The 13572-nt window shown below is 57.3% G+C and carries 13 protein-coding genes and 1 tRNA gene; 7 read left to right on the forward strand and 7 right to left on the reverse strand.

Annotated elements, in window-relative coordinates; translation table 11 throughout:
• The first annotated feature begins 21 nt into the window (after positions 1 to 21).
• Complete coding sequence (locus tag HMPREF1487_RS08070) at positions 22 to 1368, forward strand: S41 family peptidase (RefSeq protein ID WP_010796140.1); 1347 nt, start codon at positions 22 to 24, stop codon at positions 1366 to 1368.
• A complete protein-coding gene (locus HMPREF1487_RS08075; protein ID WP_010796141.1) occupies positions 1365 to 2126 on the forward strand; it encodes a divergent polysaccharide deacetylase family protein in 762 nt (253 codons plus the stop codon). Before HMPREF1487_RS08070 ends, HMPREF1487_RS08075 begins: the two co-directional genes overlap by 4 nt.
• Before the next feature lie 51 nt (positions 2127 to 2177).
• On the opposite strand, the gene HMPREF1487_RS08080 is transcribed toward HMPREF1487_RS08075, so the two are convergent.
• The 7 genes from HMPREF1487_RS08080 to HMPREF1487_RS08110 all read right to left on the reverse strand — a co-directional run bounded on the left by HMPREF1487_RS08080 (position 2178) and on the right by HMPREF1487_RS08110 (position 8559).
• A complete protein-coding gene (locus tag HMPREF1487_RS08080) occupies positions 2178 to 2933 on the reverse strand; it encodes a substrate-binding periplasmic protein (RefSeq protein WP_010796142.1) in 756 nt (251 codons plus the stop codon).
• A gap of 63 nt (positions 2934 to 2996) precedes the next feature.
• Entirely contained in the window at positions 2997 to 3716 is a 720-nt protein-coding gene (locus HMPREF1487_RS08085; protein WP_230382179.1) for a substrate-binding periplasmic protein, read from the reverse strand.
• A gap of 111 nt (positions 3717 to 3827) precedes the next feature.
• Positions 3828 to 4598: an imidazole glycerol phosphate synthase subunit HisF gene (gene hisF / locus HMPREF1487_RS08090; protein ID WP_010796144.1), complete on the reverse strand. Its 771-nt coding sequence runs from the start codon at positions 4596 to 4598 to the stop codon at positions 3828 to 3830.
• A gap of 27 nt (positions 4599 to 4625) precedes the next feature.
• On the reverse strand, positions 4626 to 5363 hold the full coding sequence (gene hisA / locus HMPREF1487_RS08095) for a 1-(5-phosphoribosyl)-5-[(5-phosphoribosylamino)methylideneamino]imidazole-4-carboxamide isomerase (protein WP_010796145.1): 738 nt from the start codon (positions 5361 to 5363) through the stop codon (positions 4626 to 4628).
• 145 nt (positions 5364 to 5508) lie between these two features.
• Entirely contained in the window at positions 5509 to 6147 is a 639-nt protein-coding gene (gene hisH, locus HMPREF1487_RS08100; RefSeq protein ID WP_010796146.1) for an imidazole glycerol phosphate synthase subunit HisH, read from the reverse strand.
• Positions 6147 to 6740, reverse strand: coding sequence for an imidazoleglycerol-phosphate dehydratase HisB (gene hisB / locus HMPREF1487_RS08105; protein ID WP_010796147.1), 594 nt, complete (start codon positions 6738 to 6740; stop codon positions 6147 to 6149). Before hisB ends, hisH begins: the two co-directional genes overlap by 1 nt.
• Before the next feature lie 160 nt (positions 6741 to 6900).
• Positions 6901 to 8559, reverse strand: a complete 1659-nt coding sequence (locus HMPREF1487_RS08110; protein WP_010796148.1) for an OFA family MFS transporter — start codon at positions 8557 to 8559, stop codon at positions 6901 to 6903.
• 308 nt (positions 8560 to 8867) lie between these two features.
• Between HMPREF1487_RS08110 and HMPREF1487_RS08115 the strand changes: the two genes are divergently transcribed.
• From HMPREF1487_RS08115 to HMPREF1487_RS08135, 5 genes are all read left to right on the forward strand, one after another.
• Complete coding sequence (locus HMPREF1487_RS08115; protein ID WP_010796149.1) at positions 8868 to 11087, forward strand: AsmA family protein; 2220 nt, start codon at positions 8868 to 8870, stop codon at positions 11085 to 11087.
• Positions 11084 to 12148, forward strand: a complete 1065-nt coding sequence (mutY, locus tag HMPREF1487_RS08120; RefSeq protein WP_010796150.1) for an A/G-specific adenine glycosylase — start codon at positions 11084 to 11086, stop codon at positions 12146 to 12148. Before HMPREF1487_RS08115 ends, mutY begins: the two co-directional genes overlap by 4 nt.
• Complete coding sequence (locus HMPREF1487_RS08125; RefSeq protein ID WP_010796151.1) at positions 12145 to 12417, forward strand: oxidative damage protection protein; 273 nt, start codon at positions 12145 to 12147, stop codon at positions 12415 to 12417. The genes mutY and HMPREF1487_RS08125 overlap by 4 nt, the downstream gene beginning before the upstream one ends.
• A gap of 114 nt (positions 12418 to 12531) precedes the next feature.
• Positions 12532 to 12607: transfer RNA gene (locus HMPREF1487_RS08130), tRNA-Phe, on the forward strand.
• 190 nt (positions 12608 to 12797) lie between these two features.
• The gene (locus HMPREF1487_RS08135) at positions 12798 to 13550 is read left to right on the forward strand and encodes a transporter substrate-binding domain-containing protein (protein WP_010796152.1); all 753 of its coding nucleotides are present in this window, start codon (positions 12798 to 12800) and stop codon (positions 13548 to 13550) included.
• Positions 13551 to 13572 lie beyond the last annotated feature (22 nt).

Consider the following 13572-nt stretch of genomic DNA (forward strand, 5'->3'; position numbering starts at 1 on the left):
CGGACACATTAGGAGCTACGCATGCCGCATTGCTTTCGTCTCACCGCCTTGGCTTTCTCGCTGATAGGGCTGAGTGGCGTTTCAACCGCCTGGGCCCAGCAACAGACGCCAGGAGAAGTGCCCGCCGCGGTGACCCCGGTCGAAGGGGCAGCAGCGCCCATCAACAACGCGCCGCTTCCACTCGAAGAGCTGCGTACGTTCGCTGAGGTGATGGACCGCATCAAGGCAGCCTATGTCGAGCCGGTGGATGACAAGACTCTGCTCGAAAACGCCATCAAGGGCATGCTGAGCAACCTGGACCCGCATTCGGCATACCTTGAACCCAAGGATTTTGCTGAGCTTCAGGAAACCACCAGCGGCGAATTTGGTGGTCTGGGGATCGAAGTGGGTCAGGAGGACGGTTTCGTAAAAGTGGTCTCCCCTATTGATGACACGCCGGCTGCCAAGGCCGGTATCCAGCCGGGAGACCTGATCGTCAAGATCGATGGCCAGCCCACCAAGGGTCAGTCCATCAGCCAGTCCGTAGACAAGATGCGCGGCAAGATCGGCAGTCCGATTACCCTGACTATCGTACGCGGCGGTGGCCGCCCCTTCGATGTCAAACTCAACCGGGCCGTCATCAAGGTCAAGAGCGTCAAGGCGCAACTGCTGGAGCCTAACTATGGCCTGCTGCGCATTTCGCAGTTCCAGGTAAACACGGGCGATGAAGTAACAAAGGCCTTCCAGCAGCTTCGCAAAGAGAACAAGGGCAATAAGCTCAACGGCCTAGTGCTCGACCTGCGAAATAACCCCGGCGGCGTTTTGCAGGCCGCTGTCGAGGTTGCGGATGCCTTTATGACCAAGGGGCTGATCGTCTATACAAAGGGTCGCATCCAGAACTCCGAGCTGAGCTTCTCGGCCGACGCGGCTGACCCCAGCGAAGGTGTTCCGCTGGTCGTCCTCATCAATGGTGGCAGCGCGTCGGCGGCGGAAATCGTGGCGGGCGCGCTGCAGGATTCCAAGCGCGGAATCCTGATGGGTACGGATACGTTCGGTAAAGGCTCGGTGCAAACAGTTCTGCCGCTTAACAACGACCGCGCACTCAAATTGACCACAGCGCTGTACTTCACACCCAAGGGCCGATCCATTCAAGCGCAGGGCATCACCCCTGATGTGGCGGTCGCACCCGCCAAGGTCACCCCGGAAGACAATCCTGAGTTCTTCAAAGAAGCTGATCTGGCCGGTCACTTGGGTAATGCCAACGGCGGCCCGGATCGTCCTACCGGAAGCAAGGCGCCTAACCAGACGCCCCGCCCGCAAGATGATGACTTCCAGCTGTCCCAAGCCCTCAGCCTCCTGAAAGGGCTGAGCATCACGCGCAATCAGTGATCAGGCGTTGGATTGGCTCGCTCCTGCTGCTCGCTCTGGCAGCTGGAGCCGCTGCGGCTGAGCCACCACGCCTGAGCATCGTAATCGATGACCTGGGACAGAACCTCTCCCAGGATCGTCGCGTTCTTGGTCTGCCCGGGCCGGTGACCCTGGCCATCATGCCGGGCACATCCTTCGGCGCGACATTGGCTCGCGAAGCCCATAAGGCAGGCCGTACGGTCATTCTGCATCTGCCTATGGATCCCGCGGGCGGCCCCTTCGCCTGGCATCCCGAGCTTTCCGGTGAGGAGCGCCTTAAGCGCCTCGAAAACGCCCTGGCGACTGTCCCCTATGTCAGCGGGGTCAACAACCATGAAGGTAGTCGGATGACGGCTGATCGTCCGGCCATGAGTCAGCTCATGCAAACCCTGCAGGCCAAATCGCTATTTTTCCTCGATAGCCGTACCAGTGCAGCCACGGTTGCAGCCGCCGAAGCTCAGAGGATTGGGCTGGCGAGCCTTTCCCGCGATGTGTTCCTGGACAATGTAAACCAAGCTGATGCAATCGCAGCGCAATTGCAGGAAGGCGTCAGGCTGGCACGCAAGCAAGGCACGGCCGTTCTGATTGGTCATCCTCGTCCAGCCACGCTAAGCGTTCTGGAGCGAGAGCTGCCCACTTTGATCGCTAATGGCATCGAGATTATCGATGTCGAGCAGATGATTGCTCTACGCAGCAATAAAGCCATGGCCGGTCATGGCAAGAATGGTGTGTACCGCTGAAACAAAAAACCGGAGCCCAGGCTCCGGTTTTGCTACAGGGCCCCTGAAGGGTCACAGGTAGTTATTGGTAATCTGATCGACTATGCCTTCCTTGCGCATCTCATCCAGCGTCTTCTGCAGCTTGGCAACTACATCATCCGGCGTATCCTTGTTGACCGCCAGGTATAGGTCTGCCTCATCGATGACCAACGCGGTTTGCAGATTGGACACCCCTTCCTGTTTGGCCAGATACCGAGCCACAACATCGGTCGTTGCCCAGAAGTCGATTTCGCCCCTCTCCAGCTTGCCGACGTTTTCCTGGTCGCGAAGGGACTCGGTAAACGGAATCTTCTTGTCAGCCAGGATCTGGCTGACCGCCGAGCTTTTGTAAGTACCGATCTTGTACTTGTTCGCGCCTTCCAGGTTGGTCAACTTGATATTGCTGGCGTTAGTCGACATTAACACCTTACGCGTCTTGCCCAGGGGCCCTACCCATTTGAACTGCGACTCGCGGGCAGGTGTGCGGGACGTGGAGAACAGCGCGTAATTAGGGTTTTCCAGCGCCAGGTTATAAAGCCTGTCCCAGGGGAAACGCAGAGAAAGGGAATAGTTGACTCCGGCACGCTTGAACATTTCACGGACAATATCCGTGCTGATGCCGTCAATCCCGTCATCCTTGGCGAAATTCTTTTCGTCGACAGCCATATTGAATGGCGGGAAATTCTCAGTCAGCAGGACCATCGAGTAATTATCGGAGACCGCAGCCTTTGCTGCGCCTGCTCCCAATAACAACCCCAACATCACCACACGCAATATCGACTTGGACATCACTTCAGCTCCTTGTTTCTTATAACTGCTGTGCCACCGGCAAAGGCACAATCGAATGCTTATTTAAAGGTAATGCTCCAGGATGCGCTGGACTTCACCATCCTTGCGCATCTGCTCCAGTGCGTTTTGCAGTTTTTGCACCACATTGTCAGGTGTCTGCTTGTTCAAGGCTAAAAAGAGCTGGCTTTCGTTAAACCGCAGAACGGTCTTGAAGTCAGTAACCCCTTGTTGACGCGCCAGATAACGGCCCGCCGGATCGCCGGTGGCCCAGACGTCAATCTGCCCTGCCTGAAGTTTTTGAACGTTTTCCTGATCCCGCAGTGAGAGGTCTAGGTTTATGCCTTGCTTCACTAAACTTTCGGCGATCGCGTCACCTTTATAGGCGCCAATGCGCAAACCCTGACGCTTTACGTCATCCAGGCTGCCAATTTTTAGCGATGAGTCCGCACGGGCAAGCAGAATCCAGTCATCAGGTCCTATCGGCCCCACCCACTTGAAAGAATCTTCCCGTTCGGGGAGACGAGCCGTCACGAAAACACCGTAGCCAGGCTGCTCCAGCGCGGTCTTGTAGATACGCTCCCAGGGAAAGCGGAGCGTCATCGAGTAAGCAACCCCGGCCCGCTTACAGGCTTCCCGGACGATATCCACGGCTATTCCGCTCAGGCTTTCCTCCTGTGCGAAGTTCTTGCCATCGACCGACATGTTGTAAGGGGGAAAATTTTCTGTCAGCAGATCAATACGATTGTTGGCACTGGCTGCCTGGGCGGCCCCAGCACTCACCATCAATACACTGACCCAAAACGCCATGACAACGTTGAACATGGACACGCCTCCTGCTTTGTTTTGGGCAATTTCTTTAACAGGAAGCGTGCCAAGCGTGACGCAAATCTCTATTTATCGGACCACAATACCCCGTTCAGCCATATAGGCCTTGGCTTGAGGCACGCTGTATTCTCCAAAATGGAAAATGCTGGCAGCCAATACCGCCGAGGCCTTGCCTTCCAGAATACCGGCAGCCAGGTGCTCAAGATTACCGACACCACCTGATGCGATAACAGGAATATTGATGGCCTCACTGATGGCACGTGTCACTCCGAGGTCGAACCCGCTCTTGGTGCCGTCCTGATCCATGCTGGTCAGCAGGATTTCACCCGCTCCCAAGTCCTCCATCTTGCGTGCCCAGGCAACGGCGTCCAGCCCGGTCGGCTTACGGCCACCGTGGGTAAAGATCTCCCAGCGCGGCGTTTCGCCCGGTGCCGAGACCTTCTTGGCATCGATGGCGACAACGATGCATTGCGAGCCAAAACGGTCTGCGGCTTCTCCGACGAACTCGGGCGTAAAGACTGCTGCAGTATTGATCGAGACCTTGTCTGCACCCGCGTTGAGCAGGTTACGAATATCCTGCACGGTACGAACGCCACCGCCCACGGTCAGCGGAATGAACACCTGACTCGCCATACGTTCGACCGTATGCAGGGTGGTATCGCGGCCTTGGTGGCTGGCGGTGATATCCAGAAAGGTGATTTCATCTGCGCCCTGCTCGTTGTAACGACGGGCAATCTCTACCGGATCTCCGGCGTCACGGATATTTTCGAATTTGACGCCCTTCACCACGCGGCCATTGTCCACGTCGAGGCAGGGAATGATTCTCTTGGCAAGTGCCATACGGTATCCCTCGTCTGTCGGCCTGTCTTATGCCTGATAACGATCGCACAGGGCCTGAGCCTCTGCGACGTCCAACGTGCCTTCGTAGATCGCGCGACCGGTAATGGCACCGATGATGCCGGGTGCCTTGGCATCCAGCAGATTCTGGATATCGCCTAGGTTATGGATACCGCCCGATGCGATGACAGGAATTCGGGTAGCGTTTGCCAGCGCGGCAGTAAACGGTACGTTGCATCCCTGCATCATGCCGTCACGGGCAATATCGGTGTAAACAATCGCCGAAACGCCGTCTGCCTCGAAGCGCTTGGCCAGATCGATTACCTGTACCTGACTGACTTCCGCCCAGCCATCAGTCGCCACGAAGCCGTCTTTGGCATCCAGTCCAACGATGACCTTGCCTGGAAAGGCTCGGCAGGCTTCAGCCACGAACGCCGGCTCCTTTACGGCTTTGGTGCCGATGATCACGTAGCTCACGCCAGCCTTTACATAGTGCTCGATGGTTTCCAATGAGCGGATACCGCCACCGATCTGGATAGGCAGGGAGGGATAGCGCTTGGCGATCGCGGTAACCACTTCGCCATTGACCGGCTGGCCTTCGAACGCTCCGTTAAGATCGACCAGGTGCAAACGACGGCAGCCGCCTTCGACCCACTTGGCCGCCATGCTTACAGGATCGTCGGAGAAAACCGTGGAATCTTCCATACGGCCCTGGCGTAGACGCACGCAGGAGCCATCTTTCAAATCAATCGCAGGAATAATCAGCATAGATCTCTACCCAAGGCATTCGGGGCGGCCTGCATGGCACAGGTTCAGCGCCAGGAATGCGTTCGCTAATGGTGATAAAACGCCACGGGTTGGTTTTGTGCTTGCGCTCAAGCCTTGCCATGGCGGCTAGTACAGTCAGCCAGGCTTACCAGCGGCCATCCCAGGCAACGAAGTTCTGGTAGAGCTGCAAACCGCAGGTTGCGCTCTTTTCGGGATGGAACTGCGTGGCAAAGCGCGGACCGTCAGCCAAGGCGGCGGTAAAGTCCACGCCATAATGGCCTCGGCCGGCTACCTGGCGAGCGTTGGCGGCCTCGATGTAGTAGCTGTGCACAAAGTAGAAGCGGCTCTGGTCTGGAATACCATGCCAAAGCGGATGATCGAGGGTATGCGCCACCTCGTTCCATCCCATGTGCGGGACTTTAAGCTTTTCACCATTCTCTACCATATCGGCAGGGAAGCGGCGCACCCGACCGGGAAACAGGCCGACACAGTCAACACCGTTGTTTTCCTCGCTGGTTTCCATCAAGGCCTGCATGCCCACACAGACGCCCAGGAAGGGACGATCCTGGCTGACTTCGCGAACCAGCACATCAATGCCCAGGCGGCGGATCTCAGCCATACAATCGCGGATAGCGCCTACGCCGGGCAGGACGATGCGGTCTGCCTCCCGAATGATCTGCGGATCGCCCGTGACCAGCACGCGTGCGCCGCCTGAATACTCAAGCGCCTTGGCAACCGAGTGCAGGTTGCCCATGCCATAGTCGATGACTGCTACCGTCTGCATCAGAGGCACCCCTTGGTAGACGGCATCTGTCCGGCCATGCGCTCGTCCTGGCTGACTGCCATGCGCAGCGCGCGTCCAAACGCCTTGAAGACCGTCTCGATCTGGTGGTGAGTGTTGATGCCACGCAGGTTATCCACATGCAGCGTTACCTGCGCATGGTTGACGAAGCCCTGGAAAAACTCGATGAACAAATCGACGTCGAAGCCTCCGACCGTAGCCCGGGTAAACGGTACATGCCAGTGCAGACCGGGACGCCCGGAAAAATCGATGACGACCCGGGACAGGGCTTCGTCCAGTGGCACATAGGCATGTCCGTAACGGTAGATGCCTTTCTTGTCGCCAATGGCCTGGGCAAAGGCCTGACCCAGCGTGATGCCCACGTCCTCAACGGTATGGTGATCGTCGATATGCAGGTCGCCCTTGCAATGGATGTCCAGGTCGATCAACCCGTGGCGGGCGATCTGATCCAGCATGTGCTCAAGAAAGGGAACCCCGATGTCGAATCGGGCTTGCCCGGTGCCATCCAGATTGATGGATACCTTGACCTGGGTTTCCAGGGTATTGCGCTCGACGGCTGCCTTGCGTTCGGCCATTACCTGCTCCGCGAAATGAGAGGGCAAAAAAGGGTAAACAGTATAGAAGCCATAGCCAGGAAGCAGAAGCCGTGAAAGGTACCTAAACGCAAACGAGAGGAAGGATGGGACGAGTGGCGGGAAACGCGGCAGGCATTGCACCTGCCGCGAGCGGTATCGCTTAGCCGAACAGCACAGCCGTTTTGCCCAGGGTAATGAGAACACCCCATGCCAACGGAATGACGACCACAGCCCACGCCAGAATGACCCAAGTCTTGCTGGACGGGTCAGCCGACCATTCGATCACTAGATTGTCGAAGTTGTTGTCGTTGCTCTTGGAACGCTCAACAGCCAGCTCGGCCTCGGTCATGAAGTGCTTGTCTGCCACCGGGCGTACCAGCAGGTTACAGATAAAGCCGAGGATCAGCAGGCCCGACAGGATATAAAGCGTAGTGTCATAGACAGCTGCACGCGGAACCCCCAGGCCCAGCTGGTACTCACGCAGGTAGTTCACCAGCACCGGACCGAAAATACCGGCAGCGGCCCAGGCCGTCAGCAGACGACCATGGATCGCCCCCACCATCTGCGTACCGAAGAGATCCGCCAGATAAGCCGGCACGGTAGCGAAGCAGCCGCCGTACATGGACAGAATCAGGCAGAACGTGAACACGAACAGCGCTACGCTGCCCATGTGGCTGGTCCACGGAATGATCGCGTACAAGGCAAAGCCCAGCGCAAAGAACACGAAAAACGTGATCTTGCGACCGATAAAGTCCGAGAACGATGCCCAGAAGAAACGACCGCCGATGTTGAACAGACTGAGCAGGCCAGTAAAGCCGGCAGCGATCGTGGCGATCTGCGCCAGCTGATCCTTGTTCAGGTCATTGAAGCGGATACCAACGCTGATCAGGCGACCACCGAATACTTCCTGCAGCATGGGCGATGCCATACCCAGGATACCGATACCAGCGGAAACGTTCAGACAGAGTACCGCCCACACCAGCCAGAATTGAGGCGTGCGCCAGGCCTTGCTGACATGCACGTGGCGACTGGTGATCATGTCATTGCCGGTCTTTTTCAGCGAAGGCGACCATCCTTCCGGACGCCAGCCAGGCGGCGGTACACGGTACGCAAGCGCGCCACCTATCATGAAGACAAAATAGACGCCGGCCAGGACCAGGAAGCACTGCCAGACACCAACATCTTCAGCCGTTGCGAAATGGCGCATCAGCATGTCGGCCAGGGGCGCACCGACCATCGCACCGCCGCCGAAGCCCATGATCGCCATGCCGGCCGCCATGCCCCGCTTGTCAGGGAACCACTTCATGAGTGTCGAAACTGGCGAAATATAGCCAAGCCCCAGCCCGATCCCCCCGATCACACCAGCCCCCAGCCAGAGCAGCCAGATGTGGTGGGTATACACGCCCATGGCCGAGATCACCAGACCGCCGCACCACAGGAATGCCGACACGACGCCTGCCTTGCGAGGACCGGCGTGCTCCAGCCAGCTACCGAAAAAGGCAGCCGAGCAGCCCAGGAACAGGAAGAACAGGGTATACATCCAGCCTAACTGGGAGATTTTCCAGTCGCAGCCCGTGGCGAAAAGCTGATCGAAAAAACCCATGGTGGGCGCGCAGGCAATGGGTGCATCAATGCCAACGGCACGAGACAGCGGCAACCAGAATACGGAGAAACCGTAGGCCATGCCGATACACATATGAATGGCCAGTGCTGCTGGCGGTACCAGCCAGCGGTTGAAGCCATGGGTGGCAACGATCCGTTCCTTGGATAGGAAAGCGGGACGAGCGGAAGTGCCGCTCTGTGTGAGCGTAATGCTCATGAGAAATCCCCTATATGAAGTGTTGACGACTCGCTGAAGTGTTCGCAGAAAAGACCGGGCATTCCCCAATGCACCGTTTTTTCAAAAACGCGAACGAATTCTCCTTTAGTCGGGGCGCGACAATAGAGCGCATGCCGTGTAAATACCAGAGCACAGCACTCAATTTTCGTGCCTACACGCCAAACGGCATTTACAGCGCGACAGAGAGTCTGAGGCCGATATCGCGCTTCTGACGTTCATCCAGCCAAAACGACCACTTGGCAGCGTTATACTCGGCCATTACTTAAGCTTTAGATAAGGACCCGTCAATGAAAGCGTTCGGAAAAGTGCTCGGCCTTGTCTTTCTTGGGCTGCTGCTGATCATCGTGGCGCTGGGCTTTGCCTTGACCCACTTGTTCGACCCCAACGATTACAAAGACGAAATCCGCCAACTTGCTCGGGACAAGGCCAACATCGAGCTGACCCTTAATGGCGATATAGGCTGGAGCCTCTTTCCATGGCTTGGCCTGCAACTTCATGATGCGACCATCGCCAGTGCCACCACACCACAAAAGCCGCTTGCCAACGTACAGCGGTTGGGCTTCTCGGTGCGCGTATTGCCGCTGCTTCGCCATGATGTCGAGATGAGTGATATTCGCGTGGACGGCCTCAACCTGACGCTGGCACGCGACGAACAAGGCCAGGCCAACTGGGAAAACATTGGCCGCCCCGCACCCGATAAAACCCCCGGTACGCCAAACGACCAACCGGCGGAGCAGCCAGCCGGCCAGGATGACTCGCCACGCCGTCCACTCAAGCTGGATATCGATAGCCTGACGGTCAAGGACTCACGCCTCGATTACAGCGATGCCCGCAGCGGCGTGCATTATGCGTTCGAAGGCCTTGACCTGAGCACTGGCAGCATCCGCGAAGGTACCAATATTCCGCTGAAACTGCTGGGCACCCTCACGACCAATCAACCGCCCGTCAATGCCTCGGTGGTCTTGACTGGCGAGCTGCGCTTTGACAATGCCTTGCAGCGCTACCAACTGGACAATGCCAACCTGTCCGGCGATGCCACAGGCGAACCCTTCGGCGGACAGCTGCTGAAATATTCAGCGGAAGGTCAACTTCTTCTGGACCGGGCCGCTAAGGTTGCTGAGTGGAACGGCCTCAAGCTGACTTTCAACCAGCTCAAGGCGCTGGGTGAACTCAAAGTGCATGACCTTGAAAAGGCACCCAAGCTTGAAGGCGGCCTGTCCATTGCACAGACCGATCTGCGCGCCTTTCTGACCGGCATTGGTGTTGCCCTGCCGGAAATGGCTGACGCCAACACGCTCAAGCAAGTTGAGTTCAATACACGCCTGTCCGGCAGCCAGAACAGCCTGGCGCTGGAAGACCTGAACCTTGTACTGGATGGCGGCACCTTCTCGGGTCGTATTGCCGTAGAAGACTTCGCCCGTAAAGCCTTGAGTATTGACCTCAAAGGTGATCGCCTCGACCTGGATCGCTACCTGCCCGCCAAGACGGCTGCCGCTCAGCACGAGAGCAATACGGCTCGCCAGAACGAAGTGACTACAGCCGATGCGGTTGCCAGCCAGGGCAATTCACCGCTTCCCTCCTCCCCCACTCAGCATGCCTGGAGCAGTGAGGACATTCTTCCTGTAGAGCGGCTCAAAGCACTGGATCTGAACGCTTCGCTCAACCTGGATCACTTCGTGGTCACCAAGCTGCCTATTGATAACGCCAGCCTCAAGCTCAACGGTAAAGACGGCCTCGTCACACTGAGCGAATTGCGTGGCGACTTGTTCAGCGGTCGCTTTCAGGCCAATGGTGCCCTTGATGTTCGAGGAATCACACCCAAACTCAATGTGACCGAACGTATTGCTCAGGTACCGGTTGAAAAAATTCTCCAGGCCCAGGGCCAAAAGCCACCCGTACGGGGGGCGCTGGATCTGGATGCCAACCTGACCGCGCAAGGCAATAGCCAGAAGGCATGGATGGATAGCCTGGATGGAACGGCGCGCTTTCGTCTGAGCAATGGTGTACTGGCCAATGCCAACCTAGAGGGCCAGCTCTGCCAGGGCATCGCGCTGCTCAACAAAAAGACACTTGCCAGTGCGCATGATGGCCAGGACACTCCGTTCCGCGAGCTGAGCGGTAGTCTGACCATCAATAATGGAGTCGCCAGCAACCAGGACCTGATTGCCCGCATTCCCGGCCTGACGGCCAAGGGCAACGGTGATATCGACTTACGCGTGCTGGGCTTGGACTACCGCATTGGCGTAACCGTCGAAGGCGACAAGAGCGACATGCCCGACCCGGCCTGTCAGGTCAATGAGCGCTATACCGGCATCGAGTGGCCGTTGCATTGCCGGGGTCCGCTGGAGCTGGGCGCCAAGGCCTGCCGCCTGGATCGCGACGGCATGAGCAAGATCGTCGCCCGACTGGCGGGTGATCGACTTAATGAGAAACTGGATGAAAAGCTCGGAGACAAGGTCAGTCCCGAACTCAAAGATGCCATCAAGGGGTTATTCCACAAACGATGAATCCGGAACGCTTTTCCAGCGCAGTCCTGAACTGGTACGACATTCATGGCCGTAAGGACCTGCCCTGGCAGCAGAATATTACCCCTTATCGGGTCTGGGTCTCGGAGATCATGCTCCAGCAGACCCAGGTCAGTACAGTGCTGGGCTATTTTGACCGTTTCATGCAGGCGTTACCCGATGTCCAGGCGCTTGCCGCTGCCTCTGAAGACGAAGTACTGCACCTCTGGACGGGACTGGGGTATTACAGTCGCGCCCGAAATCTGCACAAGACGGCAAAGATTGTCGTCACCGAGCACAACGGTGAGTTTCCACGCAGTGTCGAAGCCCTCGTGGTCCTGCCAGGCATAGGCCGCTCGACGGCAGGTGCCATTGCCAGCCTGTCCATGAACATTCGCGCGCCGATTCTGGACGGCAACGTCAAGCGGGTTCTGGCTCGCTATTCGGCACAGTCCGGCTATCCCGGCGAGCCCGCCGTCGCCCGAGCGCTATGGGACGTGGCAGAGCGCTATACACCTCACATTCGTGTGGGCAACTACACTCAGGCCATGATGGACCTGGGCGCTACACTGTGCACACGCAGCAAGCCCACCTGCCTGCTCTGTCCATTGAAAGAAGGCTGCCAGGCCCATCGGCTGGGACGTGAAACCGATTTTCCCGAACCCAAGCCACGGAAGACCTTGCCGCAAAAGCGGACCCTGATGCCACTGATCATCAATGATGACAATGCCATCCTGCTCCACCGGCGCCCTTCTTCCGGACTCTGGGGTGGTCTCTGGAGTCCACCTGAGCTCGATACGGTCGATCAGCTGGGGGCCCTGACTGAGCGCCACAGCCTGATCATGGAGCAGCGTCAGGCCTTGCCTGGCCTTACACATACCTTCAGCCATTTCCAGCTCAACATCGAGCCCTGGCTGATTCATGTGGACAGCCGCAATCAATCCATGACCGAACCGGACTGGCTTTGGTATAACCTCGCCAATCCGCCACGCCTGGGGCTGGCAGCCCCGGTCAAGAAATTGCTCAAGCGCGCCGAAGAGGCGTTGAAAGGAGAAACCGTATGACCCGCACTGTCATGTGCCGCAAGCTCAAGCAAGAACTGCCTGGCCTGGATCGCCCGCCTTATCCGGGCGCCAAGGGCGAGGACATTTACCTGAATGTATCCAAGCAGGCCTGGGATGACTGGCAGAAACATCAGACCATGCTGATCAACGAGCGCCGTCTGAACATGATGAATGCCGATGACCGTAAATTCCTTCAGCAGGAAATGGATAAATTCCTTTCTGGCGAAGAGTACGCGCAAGCCGAAGGATACGTACCGCCAAGCGAATGATCTGGGGCTAGCCCTTCTGATTTTGGGCTAAACACTTAAGTCACGGTAAAAATTGAATTTTTTTTCAACTCGCGCTTGACACAAATCGTTTATAACGGTTTAATGCGCCCCGTTGCCCAGGTAGCTCAGTTGGTAGAGCAGGGGATTGAAAATCCCCGTGTCGGCGGTTCGATTCCGTCCCTGGGCACCATGATTCTAAAAGCCCGATCACTGATCGGGCTTTTTTTTGCCTGCATTTTTGTCCCGCCTCGTATCACTGCCCTGAAAGGCTTCAGCACGATTCTCTCCCGCTCGCCCAATTGCTCATCTTGGGTCTTTTATTTGACAACCTGCGGTTAAACAGCTGTAAAGCTTATACAGACCTGTAGATGGAGGAATGAATGAAGCGGCTCAAGCGATGGGTTATTTCTTTGATGACGGGTTTAAGCCTGTGCGGCACAGCTCTGGCGGCCGACGTTCTCAAAGTGGGCGTTCAAGGCTCGCTCCCCCCGTTCAGTAGCGTTAGTGGTAACGGCAAGCTGACCGGCTTCGATGTGGATATTGCCCAGGCACTGTGTGCAGAACTCAAGGTACAATGCCAGTTCGTGATCACCAGCTGGGATCGCATGCTGCCTTCACTGAACGCACGCAAGTTCGACGCCATCATTTCCTCGATGTCGATCACACCGGAGCGCGAGCAGCTCGTCTCCTTCACTATCCCCTACTACATGAACAGCATTCAGTTCATTGCCCCCAGGGATAAACCGTTCAGCACAGACCCCCGCGGACTCAAAGGCAAGGTTATCGGTGCCGGCCGCGCGACGCTTTCGGCAGATTGGCTCTCTAACCATCTGGGCGGTCAGGTCAACATGCGATTCTACGACTCCCAGGAGGAAGCCAACCAGGCCCTTGCAGATGGGCGTGTGGATGCCGTATTGGGAGACCGCTTTGCGCATTACGCCTGGCTGCAGACCCCAGAGGGGCAACGCTTCGAGCTTAAAGGCGAACCCGTTTTGCAAAAGGACCGCATTGCGATAGCGGTACGCAAGAACGATCCGCTGAAGGCCCGCCTGGATGAAGCTCTCAAAGGTATTCTCGCCAACGGGACATACCAGCAGATCAACGCCCGATACTTTCCGTTCAGCCTCTACTGATCACAGCGACAGGGCGGTGCGT

Source organism: Pseudomonas sp. HPB0071, assembly GCF_000478505.2.
Lineage (GTDB): Bacteria > Pseudomonadota > Gammaproteobacteria > Pseudomonadales > Pseudomonadaceae > Chryseomonas > Chryseomonas luteola.

Coding starts and splice junctions, on each gene's coding strand:
- HMPREF1487_RS08070 (WP_010796140.1), top strand. CDS start 22: ATGCCGCATTGCTTTCGTCTCACCGCCTTGGCTTTCTCGCTGATAGGG.
- HMPREF1487_RS08080 (WP_010796142.1), bottom strand. CDS start 2,933: ATGTCCAAGTCGATATTGCGTGTGGTGATGTTGGGGTTGTTATTGGGA.
- HMPREF1487_RS08085 (WP_230382179.1), bottom strand. CDS start 3,716: ATGGTGAGTGCTGGGGCCGCCCAGGCAGCCAGTGCCAACAATCGTATT.
- hisF (WP_010796144.1), bottom strand. CDS start 4,598: ATGGCACTTGCCAAGAGAATCATTCCCTGCCTCGACGTGGACAATGGC.
- hisA (WP_010796145.1), bottom strand. CDS start 5,363: ATGCTGATTATTCCTGCGATTGATTTGAAAGATGGCTCCTGCGTGCGT.
- hisH (WP_010796146.1), bottom strand. CDS start 6,147: ATGCAGACGGTAGCAGTCATCGACTATGGCATGGGCAACCTGCACTCG.
- hisB (WP_010796147.1), bottom strand. CDS start 6,740: ATGGCCGAACGCAAGGCAGCCGTCGAGCGCAATACCCTGGAAACCCAG.
- HMPREF1487_RS08110 (WP_010796148.1), bottom strand. CDS start 8,559: ATGAGCATTACGCTCACACAGAGCGGCACTTCCGCTCGTCCCGCTTTC.
- HMPREF1487_RS08115 (WP_010796149.1), top strand. CDS start 8,868: ATGAAAGCGTTCGGAAAAGTGCTCGGCCTTGTCTTTCTTGGGCTGCTG.
- mutY (WP_010796150.1), top strand. CDS start 11,084: ATGAATCCGGAACGCTTTTCCAGCGCAGTCCTGAACTGGTACGACATT.
- HMPREF1487_RS08125 (WP_010796151.1), top strand. CDS start 12,145: ATGACCCGCACTGTCATGTGCCGCAAGCTCAAGCAAGAACTGCCTGGC.
- HMPREF1487_RS08135 (WP_010796152.1), top strand. CDS start 12,798: ATGAAGCGGCTCAAGCGATGGGTTATTTCTTTGATGACGGGTTTAAGC.